Source organism: Vibrio sp. 1CM23M (genome assembly GCF_023161755.1).
In the GTDB taxonomy this organism is placed as follows: domain Bacteria; phylum Pseudomonadota; class Gammaproteobacteria; order Enterobacterales; family Vibrionaceae; genus Vibrio; species Vibrio coralliirubri.
Genome location: NZ_JALNTR010000003.1, coordinates 578329 through 598370, shown reverse-complemented (window position 1 = coordinate 598370; position 20042 = coordinate 578329). Strand labels below are relative to the sequence as shown.

21 protein-coding genes and 1 pseudogene are annotated in these 20042 nt (G+C 38.9%); 12 read left to right on the top strand and 10 right to left on the bottom strand.

The features are described from left to right. Positions 1 to 105 precede the first annotated feature (105 nt). A complete protein-coding gene (locus MSG35_RS13550; RefSeq protein WP_248384273.1) occupies positions 106 to 846 on the top strand; it encodes a TetR/AcrR family transcriptional regulator in 741 nt (246 codons plus the stop codon). A gap of 127 nt (positions 847 to 973) precedes the next feature. On the opposite strand, the gene MSG35_RS13545 is transcribed toward MSG35_RS13550, so the two are convergent. The 3 genes from MSG35_RS13545 to MSG35_RS24045 all read right to left on the bottom strand — a co-directional run bounded on the left by MSG35_RS13545 (position 974) and on the right by MSG35_RS24045 (position 3249). Next, the gene (locus MSG35_RS13545) at positions 974 to 2245 is read right to left on the bottom strand and encodes a DEAD/DEAH box helicase (protein ID WP_248384272.1); all 1272 of its coding nucleotides are present in this window, start codon (positions 2243 to 2245) and stop codon (positions 974 to 976) included. 57 nt (positions 2246 to 2302) lie between these two features. After that, positions 2303 to 2914, bottom strand: a complete 612-nt coding sequence (locus tag MSG35_RS13540) for an ACP phosphodiesterase (RefSeq protein ID WP_248384271.1) — start codon at positions 2912 to 2914, stop codon at positions 2303 to 2305. Positions 2915 to 3120: 206 nt separating this feature from the next. Beyond that, a complete protein-coding gene (locus tag MSG35_RS24045) occupies positions 3121 to 3249 on the bottom strand; it encodes a hypothetical protein (RefSeq protein WP_017059831.1) in 129 nt (42 codons plus the stop codon). Between the two features lie 446 nt (positions 3250 to 3695). Between MSG35_RS24045 and MSG35_RS13535 the strand changes: the two genes are divergently transcribed. Next, on the top strand, positions 3696 to 4919 hold the full coding sequence (locus tag MSG35_RS13535; RefSeq protein WP_059018584.1) for an aromatic amino acid transport family protein: 1224 nt from the start codon (positions 3696 to 3698) through the stop codon (positions 4917 to 4919). A 148-nt stretch (positions 4920 to 5067) separates the two neighbouring features. Continuing rightward, positions 5068 to 6492 carry a methyl-accepting chemotaxis protein gene (locus tag MSG35_RS13530; RefSeq protein ID WP_248384270.1) on the top strand — a complete coding sequence of 475 codons (1425 nt, stop codon included), beginning with the start codon at positions 5068 to 5070 and terminating at the stop codon, positions 6490 to 6492. A 407-nt stretch (positions 6493 to 6899) separates the two neighbouring features. Here the strand turns inward: MSG35_RS13530 and MSG35_RS13525 are convergent, their stop codons facing one another. The 3 genes from MSG35_RS13525 to MSG35_RS13515 all read right to left on the bottom strand — a co-directional run bounded on the left by MSG35_RS13525 (position 6900) and on the right by MSG35_RS13515 (position 10291). After that, positions 6900 to 7625 carry an HAD-IA family hydrolase gene (locus MSG35_RS13525; RefSeq protein ID WP_248384268.1) on the bottom strand — a complete coding sequence of 242 codons (726 nt, stop codon included), beginning with the start codon at positions 7623 to 7625 and terminating at the stop codon, positions 6900 to 6902. A gap of 302 nt (positions 7626 to 7927) precedes the next feature. Further along, positions 7928 to 9736 carry an HD domain-containing phosphohydrolase gene (locus tag MSG35_RS13520; RefSeq protein ID WP_248384267.1) on the bottom strand — a complete coding sequence of 603 codons (1809 nt, stop codon included), beginning with the start codon at positions 9734 to 9736 and terminating at the stop codon, positions 7928 to 7930. A gap of 60 nt (positions 9737 to 9796) precedes the next feature. Beyond that, a complete protein-coding gene (locus tag MSG35_RS13515) occupies positions 9797 to 10291 on the bottom strand; it encodes a hypothetical protein (protein WP_248384266.1) in 495 nt (164 codons plus the stop codon). Positions 10292 to 10539: 248 nt separating this feature from the next. Here MSG35_RS13515 and MSG35_RS13510 point away from each other — a divergent pair. The 3 genes and pseudogenes from MSG35_RS13510 to MSG35_RS13500 form a co-directional block, all read left to right on the top strand. After that, a pseudogene (locus MSG35_RS13510) lies at positions 10540 to 10641 on the top strand (lipoprotein); the annotation flags it as partial. A 96-nt stretch (positions 10642 to 10737) separates the two neighbouring features. After that, positions 10738 to 11211 carry a CreA family protein gene (locus MSG35_RS13505; protein ID WP_248384265.1) on the top strand — a complete coding sequence of 158 codons (474 nt, stop codon included), beginning with the start codon at positions 10738 to 10740 and terminating at the stop codon, positions 11209 to 11211. A 162-nt stretch (positions 11212 to 11373) separates the two neighbouring features. Next, positions 11374 to 11685, top strand: coding sequence for a hypothetical protein (locus MSG35_RS13500; protein WP_248384264.1), 312 nt, complete (start codon positions 11374 to 11376; stop codon positions 11683 to 11685). A 48-nt stretch (positions 11686 to 11733) separates the two neighbouring features. Here MSG35_RS13500 and MSG35_RS13495 read toward each other — a convergent pair whose 3' ends face one another. From MSG35_RS13495 to MSG35_RS13480, 4 genes are all read right to left on the bottom strand, one after another. Beyond that, on the bottom strand, positions 11734 to 12990 hold the full coding sequence (locus tag MSG35_RS13495; RefSeq protein ID WP_248384263.1) for a Y-family DNA polymerase: 1257 nt from the start codon (positions 12988 to 12990) through the stop codon (positions 11734 to 11736). Between the two features lie 2 nt (positions 12991 to 12992). Further along, entirely contained in the window at positions 12993 to 13397 is a 405-nt protein-coding gene (locus tag MSG35_RS13490; RefSeq protein WP_248384262.1) for a S24 family peptidase, read from the bottom strand. Positions 13398 to 13541: 144 nt separating this feature from the next. Then, complete coding sequence (locus MSG35_RS13485) at positions 13542 to 15257, bottom strand: LA2681 family HEPN domain-containing protein (protein WP_248384261.1); 1716 nt, start codon at positions 15255 to 15257, stop codon at positions 13542 to 13544. Between the two features lie 105 nt (positions 15258 to 15362). Further along, complete coding sequence (locus MSG35_RS13480) at positions 15363 to 15602, bottom strand: hypothetical protein (protein WP_248384260.1); 240 nt, start codon at positions 15600 to 15602, stop codon at positions 15363 to 15365. A gap of 165 nt (positions 15603 to 15767) precedes the next feature. Between MSG35_RS13480 and MSG35_RS13475 the strand changes: the two genes are divergently transcribed. From MSG35_RS13475 to MSG35_RS13450, 6 genes are all read left to right on the top strand, one after another. Further along, positions 15768 to 16163, top strand: coding sequence for an XRE family transcriptional regulator (locus MSG35_RS13475; RefSeq protein ID WP_248384258.1), 396 nt, complete (start codon positions 15768 to 15770; stop codon positions 16161 to 16163). A gap of 424 nt (positions 16164 to 16587) precedes the next feature. Then, on the top strand, positions 16588 to 17130 hold the full coding sequence (locus tag MSG35_RS13470; RefSeq protein WP_248384257.1) for a hypothetical protein: 543 nt from the start codon (positions 16588 to 16590) through the stop codon (positions 17128 to 17130). Between the two features lie 59 nt (positions 17131 to 17189). Then, positions 17190 to 17717, top strand: a complete 528-nt coding sequence (locus MSG35_RS13465; RefSeq protein ID WP_248384256.1) for a GNAT family N-acetyltransferase — start codon at positions 17190 to 17192, stop codon at positions 17715 to 17717. A gap of 113 nt (positions 17718 to 17830) precedes the next feature. Next, complete coding sequence (locus MSG35_RS13460; RefSeq protein WP_248384255.1) at positions 17831 to 18346, top strand: GNAT family N-acetyltransferase; 516 nt, start codon at positions 17831 to 17833, stop codon at positions 18344 to 18346. Between the two features lie 81 nt (positions 18347 to 18427). Further along, on the top strand, positions 18428 to 19555 hold the full coding sequence (locus MSG35_RS13455) for an N-6 DNA methylase (RefSeq protein WP_248384254.1): 1128 nt from the start codon (positions 18428 to 18430) through the stop codon (positions 19553 to 19555). Positions 19556 to 19697: 142 nt separating this feature from the next. Then, on the top strand, positions 19698 to 20042 hold the full coding sequence (locus MSG35_RS13450) for a hypothetical protein (RefSeq protein ID WP_248384253.1): 345 nt from the start codon (positions 19698 to 19700) through the stop codon (positions 20040 to 20042).

The window sequence follows — 20042 nt, the reverse complement described above, 5'->3', positions numbered from 1 at the left end:
GTATATTTAATATTAAATAATTCTCAAGCTTTACTTTCCACTTGTGCAGTATTTTTTATTTCAGTAAAAACAGTGTAGAATGTGGTAATCAGGTAATTATGTGAAATGAAGATGACCGAAAAGAAACAAGGTAGAAGAAGCGCAAAAGACGCTGAAGAGACTAGATTTTTGATCATGGGTGTTGCTGCGGATATGTTTTGTGAGCAGGGTTATGATAGCGTTTCGCTTCGTAACATCAGTGAAAAGGCAGGCGTATCACATAGCCTTATTCGCCATCACTTTGGCAGCAAAGAAAAAATCTGGCATGCGATAAGCGATTGTTTACACGCCTATTTTCAGTCTTATATTGCTAAGATTATGGAAGAGTTACCAAAAGACGTCGCACCAAACATTACTATCTATTTATTTAGTATGCGGCTCTTTAGCAACATGATTCACTCACGAAAACCGATGCAACTTATCACTGACTCTGTTCGCCAAAAAGATAACTTGGTCGATTACTTTATCGACAATGTTGGCGATGTTGAAAAAGAAATCAACATGTTAGCTGAACAATATAACGATGCGAATCCAGAGAGCTTGATCAACATTTATGAGATTAAGTGGCAAATGATCATGTATGCGCACGGAGCAGTATGTCTCACTCCCTTTATGGAGAGCACTTGGAATGAAGGTGATATGGTCACCTCACCCGAAGATGCCCTACTTAAGCATTGGCAGCTTTTCAACACGCAGATGGTGAGCAAGTTCAATATTGCTGAAGAGTGGGTTCTAAATCCAACCTCGATTGAAGAGCTGATTTACGAAGTGCCCTGTGTATGGAAGTGCAATCAAGAACATCATTAATCCAATGTTTTTATCTTCCTTGGTCGTAATTTGATTTACTTGAAACAAAAACGCGCCGTTACAGAACTAACTGTAACGGCGCATTTTTATATGTATAGATCTTTAAACTGGAGCTTTTTCTAGCTTGTTAGCGACGTGCTTTTCCGCGGTTTTGGTGAATCTTAAGCTTCGCTTTCATCTTACGTTTTTCTGATGAACGGCTCTTACTGCGACCACCACGATCGGGCGCTAGATCTTTTTCTAAGCTTGGTTCAAAGCCCTCTAGCCACTCTTGAGGCAAGCGCGTATCAAGTAATCGCTCAATATCACCCAGTAGGTAAGCTTCGTCCTGACTCATCAAAGAGATCGCTAAACCACTGTTGCCCGCACGACCAGTTCGTCCGATACGGTGAACGTAATCTTCGGCTTTGAATGGCATGTCATAGTTCACAACTTGTTCAAGCTGCTGGATATCAATACCACGAGCTGCCACGTCGGTTGCGATCAACGCACGAACTTTGCCTGACTTGAAATCGTCCAGTGCTTTTTGACGCGCACCCTGGCTCTTATCGCCATTGATTGATGCCGCTTTAATACCGTCTAACTTAAGCTCTTTAACGAGAGCATCAGTGCCCTGCTTAGTCTTTGTGAACACCAACACTTGTTGCCAGTTTTTTGAGCCAATCAAATACGCCAATAATTCACTTTTACGCGACTTATCTACCGGGTAAACCATCTGTGTTACGGTTTCAGCGGTGCTGTTTTTTGGCGTAACTTGAATTTCACTTGGCTTTTGCATCATACGGTGTGCAATCGCTTTGATTTTGTTATCAAACGTTGCAGAGAAGAACAGGGTTTGACGCACTTCGTTCATGCGAGAAAGAATACGCTTGATGTCAGGCATGAAGCCCATATCTAACATACGGTCAGCTTCATCCAGTACCAGTACTTCCGTTTGGCTCAACATGATGTTTCTAGTGAACATGTGATCAATAAGACGACCAGGCGTCGCGACAAGAATATCTGCGCCACCGCGTAAGTTATCAGTTTGCACCTTCATGCTAACGCCGCCGTAAGCCACCACGACTTTAATGTCGGTTCCCTTAGCGTAGCTCGTTAAGTTATCGAAAACCTGTTGTGCCAATTCACGAGTTGGTACTAATACAAGCGCACGAACGAGCTTAGGGCTCGGAATAACGTTGTCTTTCGTCTCGATTAATCTTTGAATAATCGGTAAACCAAACGCGGCCGTTTTACCTGTACCCGTTTGAGCACCAGCAAGTACATCTTTGCCTTCTAATACCAATGGAATCGCTTGTTCTTGAACACTGGTAGGAGCCGTAAAATTAAGCTCTGATAGCGTGGCAAGAAGATGCTCAGATAATCCTAGTTGGTTAAAAGATTTTGTAGATTCAGACATAGTATGATGCTCAAAGATTAAATAGGCGCGGATTGTAGCAAACCTGCATTACGCTGTTTACCTTTCCTTTTGATTTTTCTTCATTTGGAGCGCATTAAACTGCTTCGCTTCTTCTAAAACGTTGGGGTAAAGCTCGTTAAAGTGACACTGCAACGTGTCGTAGTGACGTTCGAGGTCATCGTAACACGCCTCGAGCATACCGAGCTTGGGCCTTCTCAACGCCATTCGCTGCAATACCACCTCTATAGAAGACATGTCTTGATAGCTCTCTAACCATCGATGCTCAGCCATTTTCTGATGAACCATAACGAAACTTTCTGGCCAGTGTGGTTCTTGATGTTCAAAGATCTGCTCATGGCTATCGAAACAAAAACGCTCTAATGTCTGCTGTGAAAACTGAGCCCAATGATTGGCTAAGCAGTGATCCCAAAATACATCGAGTGCGATAGGCGCAAAGCGTCGTGTTTGGTCTGAGAAAAGTGATTTTGCAGAACGAGATACATCATGATGATCAGTATAGCTATCAACAAATCGATGAAGCCTAATGCCGTCAGAAAGGGAATCAGAATAGTGTTTATTAGGGTCGCCTTTAACAAAATCACCTAACAGGTTACCTGCTAAGTTACTGTTACAGTGCTTGGCGATGTGAAGGTGTGCGAGAAAGTTCATTGAACCTCATTAAAGTATCGAGAACTAAGTAACATGGTAAACGTACTCGTTTATCTTCGCGAACTTTAATGAGGATAGTTTTGGTATGACGTGTGAGCGAATGAGATTTGCTCAGTTTAGAATTGTTTGCTTTGAGAAGCTTTCAGCTAAGAAAACTTTTAGCTTTAAAACGTTTCAGTTGAAACTGAATTAAAGATCTTAAAAGCTTAGTTCGACGACTTAAAAAGCTCTTCTGCTAACTGTTTCACTGTCTGTTCATAGTCAGACAAATCAATACCAATTTCCATAGCATCTAACAACTCTAGACTTTCGTCATTATAAGATTGGTCACTCATAGTGCCCCCTCTATTCCTTGGTGTGGACATGTTGTCCGATTAACTAGTGCACCATCTTGGACTTATATTATGTCACTTTGATGAACGCACTCTACTCTACCCATTCCATATTCATAGCTTAAAGCTACTCGCGATCATTAACGCTTTTTTACGCTAAAGGGGTATACGCGAACGACATATGTACTGCCACCTTACACCAAGTACAACAAATTACTCTATAAATTTTGAAGCCGATCATGGTCAAACGTTTGCTTTGCTCATTTGAATGCTGATATGCCCCTTCATGTAAATATTAGTTTACAGTGGATATTTTTAATTACAATAAGAATTGCATTTGGAATTAAACTCAATCAGAATACTTCAAAATCGAGATATTCTTTGGGTTTATGCGCTTAAGCTAGAAGAATTACAATGAAAACACACCCTAACGTAAAGAATTATATACAATGAATAAATCAAAGGTTTTTGGTAGTACTTTGATCATTGCAGGCACAACCATTGGTGCTGGCATGCTCGCTCTCCCACTTGCTTCTGCAGGTATTGGCTTTTCAACTTCACTTTTTTTGATGCTGGGTTTATGGGCGTTAATGGCCTTTACGGCGCTATTAATGGTAGAGCTTCACCAATTCGCAGAATCTGACGCGACCCTACACACGTTAGCTCATACCATTTTAGGGACAAAAGGAAAGTGGATTGCGAGCTTCGCGGTAATGTTTCTATTCTACGCTCTGTGTGCGGCATACATAGCTGGCGGCGGTGCGCAATTTAACCAACGAATTTCGGATATCGCGGGTATCGAACTCAATGCTCAAATCACCACGCTTCTATTTACCCTATTAGTTGCCGGCGTTGTGACGATTGGTACACACAGTGTTGATAAAGTTAACCGCGTTTTATTTGGCTTAAAGCTTATCGCAATGGTGTTGGTACTCAGCTTCCTAGCTCCAAACATTACCTCTCAATACTTAATGAGTATGCCTTTACAGCAAGGCCTGATTGTTGCCGCGATTCCGGTTGTGTTTACCTCTTTTGGTTTCCACGGCAGCATCCCATCAATTGTTCGATACCTAGATGGTGACGTCCGCTCTTTACGTAAAGTAATGATTATTGGCTCTGCACTGCCTCTGGTTATCTACGTTTTCTGGCAAAGTGTTACTTTGGGCGTGATTAGCCAAGAGCAGTTGTTGTCTGACACAAGCTTAGGCGCGCTATTAGTCTCGCTATCGCAAACGGTTCATCAATCCAACCTAAGCGTGATCGTCGGTGTGTTTGCGGACCTTGCACTGCTGACATCTTTTATTGGTGTGAGCTTGGGCTTATTTGAATTCATGGGCGACTCACTGAGCAAGAAACTAGGTAACGCAAAACGTGTTAAGACAGCTGCTATTACCTTCTTACCGCCACTGGGTTTTGCCTTATTTTACCCACAAGGCTTCATCATGGCTTTAGGCTACGCAGCCATTGCACTTTCAGTGCTCGCGATTCTGTTACCTACAGTGATGGTATATAAAGTTCGTTACACTGATTTCTCTGTCAAACCACAATCTTCAGATGCCAGTTACCAAGTGTTAGGCGGTAGCAAAGCGTTGTTTTTAGCAGGTAGCGTTGGCGTATTTATCATTGCTATTCAAGTTCTTATTTCAGTAGGGTTATTGCCTTCTTTAGGCTAATAAACCTATACAGAACTAATTTACTTGATTCAGATCTCATAAATGACATGTCACTATCATTAATTTTCACAATTAGTCGATTGAAGTCACATTTTTATTGAGGTCGGTTATTTAGAGTCCACGGTAAAGGATTTACCGTGGAGTTTTTATGAAAGAAGTACAATTTCGAACGATAGACAAGCTGTTTATCAAGATGTCGATCAACGACAAGTTTTGGGTCATTTTCTTAATCTTTTTTGCCGCTCTGGCAAGCCTAGCTGGACTGAACTACGTCAACAAAATGGAACACATTGACGTAACGGCAAAACAGCAGGTCGAGTATCAACTGCAAGGCATTTTATCAGCATCAGATTCCCCTGCTTCTGTTCGCTCTGTTAGCCAGCAAACTCGCGCTCAACAAACCACTATTTCAAACAATGGTTCGGTGACTGCCACAGCACTCGCACAAGATGGCAACTACTACTCACTTACCGTTTCAACTAACGATATAAAGAATCAAAAGCAGCAAGCACTGTACACTTTATTACTGAGCTTCTTGTGGTGTGTGCCTTTTGGTCTTTTTTGTTACTGGGTTGCGACTTTCCTAGGTGGCGCACTTTGGGTTCTTTACTCAACGACTCAAAAGATTGGTGATGGTGACTTAACATCACGCCTTGGCTTCCACCCTGGCCGTGATGAGTTCGGCACAATTGGTTGTGCGCTTGACCGTTCAATGGACACGCTTAGTGAGTTAGTCAACAACGTAAACCACAGTGCAGCAACGCTAAGTGAAACGTCGGCTTCTTTCGAAACAGAGATGAAGCGCAGCGAAACACAAATCATGAGCCAAAATGCCTCTCTAGACTCTGTAGCGACAGCAATGGATCAGATGACAGCTTCGGCAAATGAAGTCTCTAACATCTCTGCACGCTCAACGGAACAAACCGAGCAAGACGCGCAGCAAATCAACGATAGCCACGCGAAAGTTCAACAAGCGATCTCAGAAATCACCACCCTTTCTTCTTTGATTGAGCAAACCTCATCTTCTGTTACTAGCTTGAATGTGAATACGAGCCAAATTAACGAGGTCATCACGACGATCAATGCCATTTCAGAGCAAACTAACTTACTTGCTTTGAATGCTGCGATTGAAGCGGCTCGTGCGGGCGAACAAGGCCGTGGTTTCGCTGTTGTTGCAGATGAAGTAAGAACACTGGCAAGCCGCACTCAGTCGGCTACAGTAGAAATCCAAGCGATGATTGAACGCTTACAGCAAGAGAGCCAAAATATCGCGAAGATCACCGAACAGACGGTTGACCAAGCACAAACCAGTAGCCAGTTGATTTCAAACATTGGTCACGACGTAAACTCGATTGCAGATTCAGCTCAAGCACTAATGGACATGAGTATTCAAATTGCAACATCGGCAGACGAGCAAAGTAACGTTGCCAATACGATTGCAGCAGAACTTAACGATATTCGCAGCCAATCCGATGTGATTAAAGACGTCGCTCAAAACTCTTCAAATGGTGTATCTAGACTAACAGAAGCGTCGGTTTCTCTATCTCAGACGTTGGCACGCTACCGTACTTAAGGCTCAACTGACGAACTAGCGGCGCGAATTGAAAACAAACTAATGAGGACTCGTAATGGGTCCTTTTTTTTGGCTTTTGTTTAATAACATTACAAGGGGCATGGTCAATAACGATGACATTATCAATTACCATGAAGCAAGTCGCAAAGGAGAGATTAAGAAGTGTCAGAACTGTCTAATATTCGAGCTTAGGAGTAATCTAATTGAACGGGTCTTTTTTCGCTTACCCTCTTGCTGCAGGTGACACATAATGAATAAAACAGAAACACCAAACACCGACGACATTACATGCCCTTTATGCCAACACGACGAGTATCTGCTTTCAGAAAGTGGAGAGAAGTTTACTTGTGCATCTTGCGGTTTCCATACCAAACAATTTAGTAAGGTAGTCAGCCTTCAACTAAGCTCTACCCCACCAAAGCTGCAGAATTCGATATACCACCATTTGAGCAGTGCTTGCCATTAATCCACACTGAAATTTCTTCTAAACTGTAGATATCCTGAGCCGCGAGTTCTGTTGAGTCGGCTTCGGGATCTACGATTGCTTCATCAATACTCGGGCGTAATCGAAACGATTGGATACCCGCGCGAACACCAGCCTCAATCCCTTTCAACGTATCATCCACGTAGATGCACTCATTCGGTAGAAAGCCCATGTTCATGGCTGTGTACATGATTAAATCAGGCTCTGGCTTCCAACTATTAGCATCAAAAGCTGAGAACACTTTGCCTTTGAAGTCGTCTAGCATGCCTGTCATCGCCAATGAAGATTCAACTCTAGATTTCGGTGCATTGGAAGCAATACAAAACTCGATGTCTTGTTGTTTGAGAAATTCAATAAGTTCGATAGCGCCGTCCATCGGTTTTAAATGACGCTGGAACAGTGCTTCTAATTCAGTGCGATATAACGGTTCAAGTGTATCAATCGAGATAGATAACCCAAGACGTTCTTGTGTATCCATTAAGATGTCGGCTAGCTTCCCGCCTTGAAAGTGCGCATAGCAGTCGTTGACGTTTAGCTCCGCTCCAAAGCCACTGAAAACGTTCACCAAAGCTTGGCAGCACAGCTTTTCACTATCGATAAGTGTCCCGTCACAATCGAAAATCACACATTTAGTCTGTTCTAACCGCATAGGTATCTCACTTAGTTTGAATCCAAGTTTTATCCTATAGTGTTCTTTCAATAGGCGAGATGATTGAGGTAACAGTTTGCGGATACAGGCTTATTTCTCTTCGCGAAATATGGAGTTGATCACTTTATCGCTCGGCATAAGCAACAGTTCTCATCAAATTAACCCAGATCCTACGAAATCAAATACTGCGAGGTTTGCATAAGCGACTCAATTTCAGGGGAAAATATAATCACCACTTCCTAGCCGGATCGCGATGAATAGATAAAAAATAAGACTTATAGGCTACTCAGATAAAGCAACGGTTAGCTAACAACCGACTCTTCTAATACCTTAGCTTCAATCGAAGGTGAAGACGCATATTCTATAGTTCCAGTATCGGGATACGAATCTCGGATAGCGACAAACTCGGGTAAGTGTTTCAGTAGCAATTTAGTTAGCTGAGGATCAAACTGGTAGCCACACTCTCGCTCGAACAAATCGACCACCATCTCTAACGGCCACGGTTCTTTGTAGCAACGTGCACTAAGCAGGGCATCAAATACATCGGCTACGGCGGTGATACGAGCAAACAGGTGTATTTCATCCCCCACTTTGCCATTCGGGTATCCAGCACCATCCCAACGCTCGTGATGTTCGTTAGCAATGATTGCTGCGAGGTTGGTAATATCACCCGCTCCGCTCTTCAGTAAGTTATAGCCAGCCGTAGTATGAAGCTTCACCACCTCCCACTCTTGGTCGGTTAATTTCCCAGGTTTATCCAAGATTGATTCAGGGACTGAAATCTTACCCACATCGTGCATTGGGCTGATGATCTCAATCATCTCGACCTCACGATGGCTCAAACCACGATACTTCGCAAGCAGTGCAGACAACTTGGCTACACGCTTAACGTGATTACCTGTTTCGCCAGAGCGGGTTTCAATTGCTTCTCCAAGAACATGAATCATATCCTTTTGGATATTCAAAGTCTGTTTTTGAAGCTTTAAGATTCGTTTGTTCTTATTCGCCAACTCTTTCTTTTGGCGCAGAGTGACGAATTGCATCAAAATGATCAGGCTTAAACCCACAAACACCATCGACAGCCCCAATAACAACTGGAAGTTTTTGCGAATAAAGGACGAAGGCTCATTAATGAACACCGCTTCGTCAGGTAACGCGTTTGCACTAATCCCGTATCGCTTCATTGCAGGATAATTGAATACAAAACGTTTGTTATCTCCGGGAATTAACGGTGCCGTAAAACCAAGAGGAAGATATTTATCTAATGCAACGACAGCCTCTTCAGCCATGCTTTGTGAGTGATTAACGTAGCCACCGAGTACATCACCCGAAATATAGAACTGCCATAAAGCAAACACCGGAGCAGCACTCGCTTTTGACAACGTATCCGCAATCCCTTGGTAAGTGTGGTAAACCCCTTGCTTCAACTCGGTGTTGTAATGACTGAGCAATACCGCATCGTCCGCAGAGATCCCTTCCAAAAACTGGCCTGTATGCTCCAGCGACAAGGCGCGAATTTCTACGAGATTGATATTTGGGAACTCAGCCATCATTCTGGTCATTTCTTTGTGAATCAGCTCAGACGTGACACTGTAATCATTTACAAAATAGAGATTCTTTAGATTAGGTCTTAATTTGGAGATCAGCTTAATATTAACGTTTATCTGATCGTTCTCATAAAGTACGGTTGCTCGGTCAGACACCGCGTACATGTCGGTGCTGAAATCATTAATGCCGACTGCAACGACAGGTGTAGAGCGATCAATCAAATTAGGCAGAGATTCAAGGAAATTGGCCGCGTTATCGTCCGTCACAATTACGCCATCAAATTTATAACCTGCATATTTCGCACGTAAGTAGTTCGCGAGAGAGTCGTAATATTCCGGGGTGTGGACACGTTTTGAATCCAAATACTCGATTGAGAGTTTAACTTCGGTTTGAGATTGGTTGAACGCACTGTCTATCCCTTTTTGGAAGTCAGCAGTCCATTGGTAAGAAGGTTCGTATGAGTGTAAAACTAGGATGCGCTTTATATCCCAGTCGTTAGCAACGCTGAGTGAAGAATAAGCGCTAACACACAATACAGCGATTGATATCAATAGCTTGTACATACAATACCCTTTAAATAAGACGGGGTATTGTACTTAGATTAACGCTTTGTCAAAGAATCTTTAGTTCTCGATCCACACTTTATCGCAAGAAGCATGATCTTGTGCCCAAAAATCGTATAACTGCTTAGCAAAGTTGTTGATGCTTTGACCATTTCCAGCAACGACATCCGAGATCAATAAGGAACCATCCGCTTCTGTGACGATTGCGCTCGCCACAACCTCACCATTTTGAGTACCAATATATAAGACATGATCGTCAGAAAGCATAATTTGGCTCAGGAACTCAAGCATGTGTGCCCTTTCCGTTTCATCTTGGTAAACGCTTGCTTGGTTAAGTGAAAATAGCACGGTCAATTTATGGAAATCGACTTTATGCAGTTCATCAATTTGGGAAGGAGTTTGATCTTGTGCTAGGAGTTGGTACGTCTTGGATGGAAGTTTGCTTTGATAAAGTTCACGGCCGAGGAGACTCTCTTTTGCGGGATAAGCAATATCGAGCTGACTAAATAGCCATTGGTTTTTCTTGTGTGCAATTTCAGGTATTTCGTTATTCATTCTTTTAGTACCTACGGTTAGTATCCCCAAATATCGCAATTATTTGGAAGACATACGGTCGACTGAGGTGCCGAGCTACAAGCAGAGAGCATACAGAGCATGACCAAGGCCAACAAGTACTTTAAATGCTTCATATTTTTCATTATCTAACAACATCCTTTAAGAACTTAGCGAAAAGCTCTACACTCGTATTCAAGCTTTCAATATCCTTATAGTAAACAGAACTATATAAATAAAAAGGACTTCTTATGAAAAAAGCCTTAATAGCAGCAGGTATCGTCACAATGTTAGCTGGCTGTTCGGACAACGAGGTTGGCGACGTCTCACTAGGTTTCTTCACAATGAAGGATGCATAAACCATTACACAACCATTATACACTCTAAACAAATTTTAACCATGCTTTGTGCTACAATCTGAAAACACTCTTGATTACAGGCGTTTACAAATGAAGAAAATCTTATTGGCTGGGTTATTCGCTGCCCTGATTTCTGGCTGCTCTGACAATGAAGTTGGTGATGTTAGCTTGGGAGCATTTACATTAAAAGATATAAAAATCGGGAATCTTAAAGACGAAAAAATCCCATCTGTCGTTTGTCATATTGCTTCAATCGAAGATAACTTTAGCTTTGCAGATCCATCAGACAGTTCAATCTCTTGTCGTCAGGTTGGTGAAATTACGCCAGAAATGATCGCTGACATTGATAAGAGTAAATCAGGTGAAGTAGTGTTTAAGAAGTCGAAAAGTATCTTCTTCAAAACAATGAAAGTTCGTAGAATTTTTGATGCTGAGAATCAAACCCTACTCTACTTGTCTTACACGACCAAAGAGACGGAGGGAAGCTTTAAGCACAGTCTTTCAACTGTTCCACTATACGACACAAAAGCATACGTAGAACCTACTCAGGAAGCGATACAGTAGATTCAATCAGCCACTCAATTGAGTGGCTTTTTTATAACCAAGAATGTACCGTTTTTTTAAGCCGATTTAAGCTATACAAAGGCTACAAGACATTTCATCTTCGGTATGTTGACCAACGCCATCAAGATCAGGAATATACTCTCCTTTTAGGAGTGTGTAAGAGTGACAAAAAAAACTTCATATAGAGATTCTTTACCAGTGCTGGCACGTAAAGCTTTGGACAAGGCAGAGCCAAGACAATACATTGCAATCGAACCTGAATTGATGAGCCGACTGACAAAAAACAAAGTTCTTTTCAATGCCATGACCCTGTTAATGCAGCTAAAGCCTAACCAAAGAATTCAATACGTAACCTTGGAAGAATTACAGCATAAGCAAATATTTCTTAAATTAGGGCTAATCAAAGAAACAAAAAAAGTTGGTGCTGACAGGTTCGTTGTCCCTAAAACATCAGCATATTGCGGAATCGATTAACTAAAAAAGGGAAGCGGTTTCACTTCCCTTTAAAATCCATAAATTGGTTTAGCATTTAATTTTTGGAATATCAGACCATTTGGTCGTGTATTGCTTTGAAAGCAATTGCCTTTTCATGCTCCATTCCTGCTTAATTCCCTGTCCAGCCATAAACAAACAATCAGTTCCATACTTTCGATTTAAACCATCAAAAATCTTGTTGAGTTTGTCATTTGAAGGACTTTCATTGAGCAAATCTAATTGCTGCATAGTTCCATCAGACAAATCTAACAGCCCTACTCCAATTTTGTAGAATCGAACTCCTTCTTTAAAAAGTTCATCTGCTGCTTTAGATGCTATTTGAGATAGATGAGTAATGTCTGATGTTGGATAACTAAATCTATGTGTTGTTTTTAAAGACACAGGCTTTTCGTCAAATGGTGATGACGCAGCAAAACAGAACATATGTTTTGTTAACGAGTTTTGTTCTCTGAGTTTTTTTGAAGCAATTCCTGCATGTCTAACCAGTGCTTGTTTTAAACTATCTTTATCAGTAATTCGCTCACCAACAGATCTAGTTGAAAAGATCTGTTGTTTATTTGCTTTAACCAAATCCCATGATTTACAAATTTGACCGTTCAGTTCTCGTGCTGTTCGTTCTACTTCAACATTAAACTCTTTCTTTAACAGACCAATTGGATATACAGCCAAATCATAAGCCGTGTTGATACCCATGAACTGCATTCGCTTTGATAATTTACGACCAATTCCCCAGACATCACCAACATCAACAGCTTTTAACAGTTCCAATGTTTTTGTCTGGTCATCTAAAACACATACACCATCTAAACCACGATTCTTTTTAGCCAAATGATTCGCCATTTTTGAAAGCGTTAATGTTGAGCCAAAACCAACACAAACAGCCAGTCGAGTTTCTTTCCAAACCGCCTTTCGTAAACTCTCACCATGAGTCTTTAAACATGGAATTGCTGGAAATGTTCTGTGAAATGAGAGGAAACTTTCGTCAATCGAATAAACAAATTGTTCAGGAGCAAAACGACCAATAACATTCATCATTTTTGCACTCAGATCTGAATACAATTCATAGTTAGAGCTAAACGCAATCACACCTTTTACTTCACATTCAGTTTTGATTTTGAAGTAAGGTGAAAATTTGGGGATTCCAAGATCTTTAGCCCTACGATTGGCAGCAACAATGCACCCATCATTATTAGAGAGAACGATGATAGGCTTATCTCTTAAATCTGGTCTAAAAACCGTTTCTGCACTGCAATAAAAAGAGTTGGCATCAACCAAAGCAAACATTTCTATGCGCTCAACAGGTAGCTTTTCTTAAACATTCTAACTGAACTGACCACAACACCCTCAATAGTAAAAGTATCGCTCTCAGAGATGGTTACAGAGCTATAATTACTATTTGCAGACAGTAATTGGCGATTCTTAAAGCTTATGATTTTACATACAAACTCACCATTCAAATTTGCCACAATCACATCAGACTCTTGAACGGCTGGAAACCTATCAACGATAAGTAAATCACCGTCGAAAATTCCCACTTCAATCATTGAATCACCTTGCGCAAATCCAAGGAATGTACTGGAAGGACGTTCAACCAATAACTCATCCAAAGACAAGTCTAACTGGTTGTACTCCGCAGCAGGAGATTCGAAACCAGTGATGCCAGCAGAAGCGCAAAGAGGAATTACTTTCATAAAAAATCACTATACTGTATGGATATACAGCATTATGGTTCATGCCAACAATTAGATCAATATCGCTTGAACTGAACGCTTAACTTATAAACAAAAAAAGAGAAGTAATACTCCCCTTTCTTACGATATTTCAATGAGATATATTTATTTTTTTAACGGAATATTCATTGGAATCGAAACCCCTTTTTCACTGGATTGCTTGATAGTGCTGTCTAAGTTGATTGCGAGAGATAGATACATAATTGAAGCTCTAACAAGTTTAATCAATGTAAACAAACGTTTTTCAAGTTCATCAACAGACACATGAAGAGTGTGCGTAGATAGTTTTTGTTTTTCGTAAAGCTTATGCTCATCTTTCTTTAGTTGAAGTTCAAGTGCGCTACGTTGTTCCAATAACACAGAGAGCTTTTCCGAATCCTTTTTTTTACGAGCGGCTGAAATGGATTGTCCAAGAAGTTGTAATTCATGCTGAGTTTCAAGCATTTTCTTTTCTAAATCATCCAGTTTCATTTTTGCATAACTGTTGTAATTAACGGACAAGTCATACATCTCAGCATCCACAACAATCAGTGATCTGTGCTCCATAGCATTTCTAATCTCTGTGAATTTCTTCGCTGATGGATCAACCCATTTTGAGACTGAGTCAAACCCTTTAACATCTCTGAGGTCTTGAAGTATAAAAAACAGAGCATTTATGAAAAAGTTCTGACCATTTTCAAGCTTTTCGTTAGGTTTCCAACCGTTGCCACTGAGTTTCTTAAACAGCTTATCAATGTAGATTTGGTTGTCTTTTGAGATATCGTTCAAATCGAAAAATCGATGCGTAAAGTAAGCAATCTTGTCGAAAATTGAATATAGAGTTTTGAAAGCTGATTTTAAATGACCTACTTTAAGATTGTCCAAGTTTCCGCAGTTACCATCAACATGCTGATAAGTGTTGTTGAAATAGTGCTTTTCGTTGTCCTCTATCGTAGAAGCCTGAAACATCAAGTATCTCGCATAACAATAGTCGTTCTTAATCTCGTCATAATTAGAGTGATAGGCAAGTTTTTCAGACTCAATCAGTATCGGATTTATAGCCATTCCGAATGAAGAAAGACCAAGAACGTCTTGATAAACGATTTCATTTTGGCAAACGTCATTCAAATCGTTTAAGAACAGGTTGTGATCTCCACACCATTGCAAAAATGACTGTTGTTCAGCAGATTCAAAATCTTCTTTAAAGTTTTTAAAGTGGTCAAAATCTTTGAGCTTAAAGCTACTGTGAAACCACTTTTTAAAGTCATACAGCATGCCTCCCTTCTCAATCGGTATTCGTTGTTCTGATTCGAGTTTATGTGTGAATGGTTCTAACTCTTGGATCAATTTCGCAGCAGTATAATAATGGTATTGCTTGTGTCCTACATCATATAAAGACTCAGCGATAAAAAGTTCATTACGAGCTTTTGACACGTAAGCGACTGGATTGTTATTTAACCTGATTGCTTCATCAAAAAACTCGATACAACAGAATGCTCTACCTTGCGAAGACAAGTGATTACCCAAATTTGTAGAGATCATTGATTTCAACTGTACGGAATTAGCATCAAGAGTTGATTCACTGAGCATTGACAGTGCTTTGCGGTAACAAATAACAACCTTAGAAGATTCGGCTGCATACCATTTGGAATGACTGGGATGAAACAACGCTGAATAACAATTGCCTAAAGCGTAATAAAATTGAGCTTCACCAGTCGAAGAATCGAAATCGTGATCTTTATCAGCATAACTTTCAACAAATTTTTTCAGACCATTTAGATTGCCTGATAACAAATAGTCGTCTGCTTGTTTTGAGAACTCTTCGAGGTTTTTATTATTCATGAATCAACCACCAGTTTAGAAACGAACAAAGTAACTTACTGATATTACGTGGCTGTATGCAAAAAGCCTACTGGAACATAGGCTTTGATGATGTGAATGTGATGATTAAGAGTGTTTCAAATCAGACTTTACAGTGCGCCAAGCCTGTTTACACTCTTCCACAGTGTAAAATTTCTGATTATAAGCAATTCCCAAATCCATAAGTTCATCATCGCTATTATCAAAAAAATCGACAACTGGAAAACCAAGTTCCTGAGCAATCAACCTTAAGCATTTTTCGGCATATGCTTCTTCATTCTTCATTCCAACAAAAGAAATTAAATTACTAACCACTTCCAAACGCATAATTAACATTTCCAATAAATATTTAATTTATTATAACTTAAGAAAATCAATTAAAAAACATTTAATTTAAAATAATTTATATTTTTATATCGCTTGGAGTATTTACAACACTTTAAATCATGATACAAAGTTTAAAGAATACAATAATTACGAAAAGGAATAAAAATGACAACAACAAAAGATAAAATCAAAAAAGCAAACAAACAGATAGCAAAAAATAAAAAAACAAAAGAAAAAGATGACGAAGCAAAAAAACGTATAGCAATAAATAAAAAAAGAAAAGAAAAAACTAACAAAGAAAACAAGCTAACTATAATGAATGCGATCAAAGACATTAAAGAAAAAGAAAGATTAAAGCAGAAAGAAATAGCGACATTACTGGATATAAAACAACCAAGAGTTTCAGACTTACTAAACTTAAAATACAAAAGATTTTCAATAGATATTCTGATAAATTATTTAGACGACTTCGGCCTTATAGTAAACTTCGAAAAAGTAGACACTAAAAGCGGCAAACCGATAAAAGTTAATATAATAAACATAAAAAAGAAAATCATTTAATAAAACCGCCAAAAGGCGGTTTTTCATTGCTTTAAAAACACAACAATAAACAAAAACCATTCGAGATCACATAAAACCATTCTTTTAAAATAAGGTAAATAAAGTATTTTTATTGTTTTAAAAAACGATAAATTAATATCAAGCTTAAGATCAAGCACTTACCTCACCTCACGAATTCTTTCACTTTTAAAACAATGACTTGCTTTAAAATAAGCAAAATAAAGTCCTTGTACTCCAAATTTAATTGTTCTAGAGTAATTAGCGTTCACAGAGAACAACAATAAATCGATAAACAAAATGACATTGAGGTTTAAACGGAATTAATACACATTCTAATAGTATGTGTATCTTAAACTACTACAGAAAATAATTTACTGTATATATTGGAGAAGTCGGATTGTTTATCCCAACAAAGGATAAACTTATGAAAACTACTGTAACAACTAAAATCGAAAACGTGACTGATTCAATCAACCACTTTTTGTGTAACCAAAGCAACGAACCAACTTATCAGACATTAACAACAGACACTATGTTGCGTTCATACGTCAATGCTGTGCTTCCGAACAACTATAAACAAGCAATAAGCGTTATTCGTCATCAAGTCTGGTCTAAGAACCAGATAGAGCACTTCACGCTTGCTTTGATCACTGCCTTTAAGCAGACAGACACAACTTACTGCAAATTGCTATGGAACGATCTGGAGTCATTTTCAGATAGCTACAACCAATACGATTTAGCCATTAGCTTTAACATCTTGAAAGACTACCTTGAGATCGGTAAAGACAAGCAAACAACCATGATGATTTTGTATGGTGTGCTGGCTGAATTAGTTAACAAGAATAAACACTATTTCATATTAAATGACCTATCAGCTCTGCTTGATGAAGCAAAGCTTGTTTGTCTGACACAAATACTTATTGAGCTTGAATCAATTCCAAATGTAGCTGTTGCAAATGCAGCTTAAACAATTAAACAATTAAACAATTAAACAATTAAACAATTAAACAATTAAGGAACTAAAACATGATAAACAATCAAACAAAAAAATTAGATATGGTATTTAAAACTAACAACAAAAAAACAATCAAACAACTCCAGATGAACTTTGCAAAATCGCAGTATGCAGCATCGAACAAAGCGATCAAGCAAAGTCTCAAGCAAATATTCAATTCGATTGACGAAGGTTTTCATATAGTTGAAACATGGGAGGTTCTATGTGATGGAAGACTTGTCGGATACGCACTTACAAATAAAATTGAGGGATCTAAACTTAGAATACTGGGCTTATTATACACAGAACCTGAATATCGTGGACTTGGGATTGCCAGTTCACTAATGGAAAAAATAATCAATCTGTCAGAATTAGAAGAAGATGCACTTATTGTAGAATTGCATAAAGATGAAGTATTTGAAAAGAAACCATTTTACAAGCGATTTGGGTTTGACCTTACAGCAAAAGGAATATTACGAAACAATATAGCTTTGAGTAACATTGAAAATTACGAAAAATTAGCAGATACATTGGGTCTTGATTTGAAAAAAGCTGCTTAACGAATCCTGAATATTGTTTGATCGCTACAATCGTAGCAACTTAGCCTTAATGGTTAAGTTTAAAAACATTGCAAAGTGTTTTTAAACATAGCCATTAAAAGAGGAGAAGAACTATGAAAGAACTAAAATTACACACACAAACAAGCATAAACTCGATTAAAGATATTAGATTGGCGTTAAAGCACTATTACAAGGGAACTCAAGGTGCTTCAAATATTGAGATAGAAAATCTAATCAACAATGTATATAAAAAACCATTGGAAACGGGTTTATTTGATATTGAGGTAAGTATAGTTAAAAGTGGAAACCAGATTGTGTCGGTGGCACTTTTGATGGATTACACGAGTCTAGATTTTCATATCCTCGGAATACTTTACACGGTTCCGAAGTTTCGAAACCAAGGGATCGGAAGCGATTTAGTGAAGTCTTATATTAAGAAAGCAAAAGCGGAAAATAAGCCGTTTTTTATTGCATTAGATCAAGACGAAGTTTCAGAAACAATGCCCTTTTATGAACAATTCGGAATTGATAAAATCCTTGTTGGTTTATTACCTAGCAATTTGGTAATTGGAACACAGAAAGACATAGATTTTATTTGTTCAACATTTGGAGTTTCACAAGCTGCCTAAGAGCAGCACTTAACCGTAATGGTTAAGTTTAAGAGTTCTGTTCAGTGCTCTTAAACATAGCCATTACAACAGGAGAAAACTATGAAGAAACTGCTTAAAGAAATTACTCGAATCGCAGATAGCGAAGGCATTCGCAAACAACGTGCTTTTGAATTGTTTGTCGAAGAACGTTTTGACGTAATCACAAATATTAAGCCATATACGAAGATTGACGGTATTTACCTTGACCTCGTAAAACAAAACCCTTTCGAAGACGTTCTTGAAAAGGTAGCTGTTGAATTGGGGTATTTAAACAAACGTATGGGACAGTTTATGACACCCTCCTCTGTTTCAGCGCTACTGCTATCAAATTCTGAACACTTGGAAGCGTTGGATTATTCATGTGGAACTGGTGTGAATGGCTTAACGATGTTAGCCAAGACACAAGCAAAAGCGACTGTTAAATATGGTGGTTCAACGTTACCTATGATAATTCACCATAGCGTTAAACCTGCACTAACGTTGCATTTGAATGATTTAGACGAAACAATGGCAAAAATTGCGTTTATACAAACGTTAGCAAATTACAATGTTCATTGCAGAAATTCTTTTAATCTTGATCTACTTGTGACAAACAACCACTTGATAAAAGATTGGAAAAAACCATTGAAACAAGTATTTAAGTCATATAATAGCCGTCAGAACTTCAAATCTATGAGTGAGGCAAAGAAAGACTTACTGATCTTAAATCCTCCCTTTGGATTGGCTGATTATGGCTTTGACTATGCAAAAGCAAACACCGACGAAGAACGTTTCAGTAAGATTCTGCCAAACAAAAAAGACTGTGAATCTGCTTTCATCTTATCAGCATTGGATTTAATGACTGATGATGGTGAAGCGTTCTTGATACTGCCAGAGGGTTGTAATTTCACAAAAGCAACAATGGCAGTTCGCAAGCAGGTTTTTTCTGAAAAACTAATGGATTGTATTGTTAGTTTACCACCTAAGATTTTTTCAGAAACAGCGATCCCGACTACGGTTTGGAATTTAAAGAAGAAACGTGATAAGGATAAAGTGTTTCTGATCAATCTACGTGAAGAAGCCGAGTATTTTAAATCAAAGAAAAGTTTTGACATTTTGAAAAGTTCATTCGCAATGGACTTTGATAAATGTGACTTTATGGAAGTCAATAATGAAACCCTATTCGAATATTTTAATAAAGCAGCATAAAGAAAATAGAAATACAACATAAGACCACTCTTACTAGAGTGGTTTTTCTTTTTATGGAAAACTTCTAACATAAATAAATCCTGGGCTTTAAAGATGCATCAAAATATAATTAAGTAACTTCAATAAAAATGGTTATTTAATTATGCTTAAAACATCTCAAAACTGGATTAAAGAACTGTCTGACATAATCACTCCTTGCACAGATTTAGTTCAGTCAAATTCATCTGAATATGATTTTTATGAAATTAAAGGATTTGATGCAGATCGTATTCGTTTAGCAATCTACAATCTCAATCACACGGATTGTTGGGAAATTGCATTTCAGCAGCGTAAAGATGTTTGGCATGCTTGTGGCAGCTTTCCAAATCGAAATGACTTCTATGAGCAGTTTGGGGATAACGTAGAGAATGGCTGGCGAAATGACATAGAAGTGCTTAAACATGGCTTTGAAACACCAGTTGATTGGATAAGAAGCTTTGTGAAGTAA

Excerpts from the sequence above, each read along its gene's own strand:
- MSG35_RS13450 (WP_248384253.1), top strand. The coding sequence starts at position 19,698 with ATGCTTAAAACATCTCAAAACTGGATTAAAGAACTGTCTGACATAATC.
- MSG35_RS24045 (WP_017059831.1), bottom strand. The coding sequence starts at position 3,249 with ATGAGTGACCAATCTTATAATGACGAAAGTCTAGAGTTGTTAGATGCT.
- MSG35_RS13475 (WP_248384258.1), top strand. The coding sequence starts at position 15,768 with ATGACAACAACAAAAGATAAAATCAAAAAAGCAAACAAACAGATAGCA.
- MSG35_RS13460 (WP_248384255.1), top strand. The coding sequence starts at position 17,831 with ATGAAAGAACTAAAATTACACACACAAACAAGCATAAACTCGATTAAA.
- MSG35_RS13470 (WP_248384257.1), top strand. The coding sequence starts at position 16,588 with ATGAAAACTACTGTAACAACTAAAATCGAAAACGTGACTGATTCAATC.
- MSG35_RS13520 (WP_248384267.1), bottom strand. The coding sequence starts at position 9,736 with ATGTACAAGCTATTGATATCAATCGCTGTATTGTGTGTTAGCGCTTAT.
- MSG35_RS13490 (WP_248384262.1), bottom strand. The coding sequence starts at position 13,397 with ATGAAAGTAATTCCTCTTTGCGCTTCTGCTGGCATCACTGGTTTCGAA.
- MSG35_RS13495 (WP_248384263.1), bottom strand. The coding sequence starts at position 12,990 with ATGTTTGCTTTGGTTGATGCCAACTCTTTTTATTGCAGTGCAGAAACG.
- MSG35_RS13480 (WP_248384260.1), bottom strand. The coding sequence starts at position 15,602 with ATGCGTTTGGAAGTGGTTAGTAATTTAATTTCTTTTGTTGGAATGAAG.
- MSG35_RS13545 (WP_248384272.1), bottom strand. The coding sequence starts at position 2,245 with ATGTCTGAATCTACAAAATCTTTTAACCAACTAGGATTATCTGAGCAT.
- MSG35_RS13485 (WP_248384261.1), bottom strand. The coding sequence starts at position 15,257 with ATGAATAATAAAAACCTCGAAGAGTTCTCAAAACAAGCAGACGACTAT.
- MSG35_RS13540 (WP_248384271.1), bottom strand. The coding sequence starts at position 2,914 with ATGAACTTTCTCGCACACCTTCACATCGCCAAGCACTGTAACAGTAAC.
- MSG35_RS13525 (WP_248384268.1), bottom strand. The coding sequence starts at position 7,625 with ATGCGGTTAGAACAGACTAAATGTGTGATTTTCGATTGTGACGGGACA.
- MSG35_RS13550 (WP_248384273.1), top strand. The coding sequence starts at position 106 with ATGAAGATGACCGAAAAGAAACAAGGTAGAAGAAGCGCAAAAGACGCT.
- MSG35_RS13505 (WP_248384265.1), top strand. The coding sequence starts at position 10,738 with ATGAAGAAAATCTTATTGGCTGGGTTATTCGCTGCCCTGATTTCTGGC.
- MSG35_RS13530 (WP_248384270.1), top strand. The coding sequence starts at position 5,068 with ATGAAAGAAGTACAATTTCGAACGATAGACAAGCTGTTTATCAAGATG.
- MSG35_RS13515 (WP_248384266.1), bottom strand. The coding sequence starts at position 10,291 with ATGAATAACGAAATACCTGAAATTGCACACAAGAAAAACCAATGGCTA.
- MSG35_RS13465 (WP_248384256.1), top strand. The coding sequence starts at position 17,190 with ATGATAAACAATCAAACAAAAAAATTAGATATGGTATTTAAAACTAAC.
- MSG35_RS13535 (WP_059018584.1), top strand. The coding sequence starts at position 3,696 with ATGAATAAATCAAAGGTTTTTGGTAGTACTTTGATCATTGCAGGCACA.
- MSG35_RS13455 (WP_248384254.1), top strand. The coding sequence starts at position 18,428 with ATGAAGAAACTGCTTAAAGAAATTACTCGAATCGCAGATAGCGAAGGC.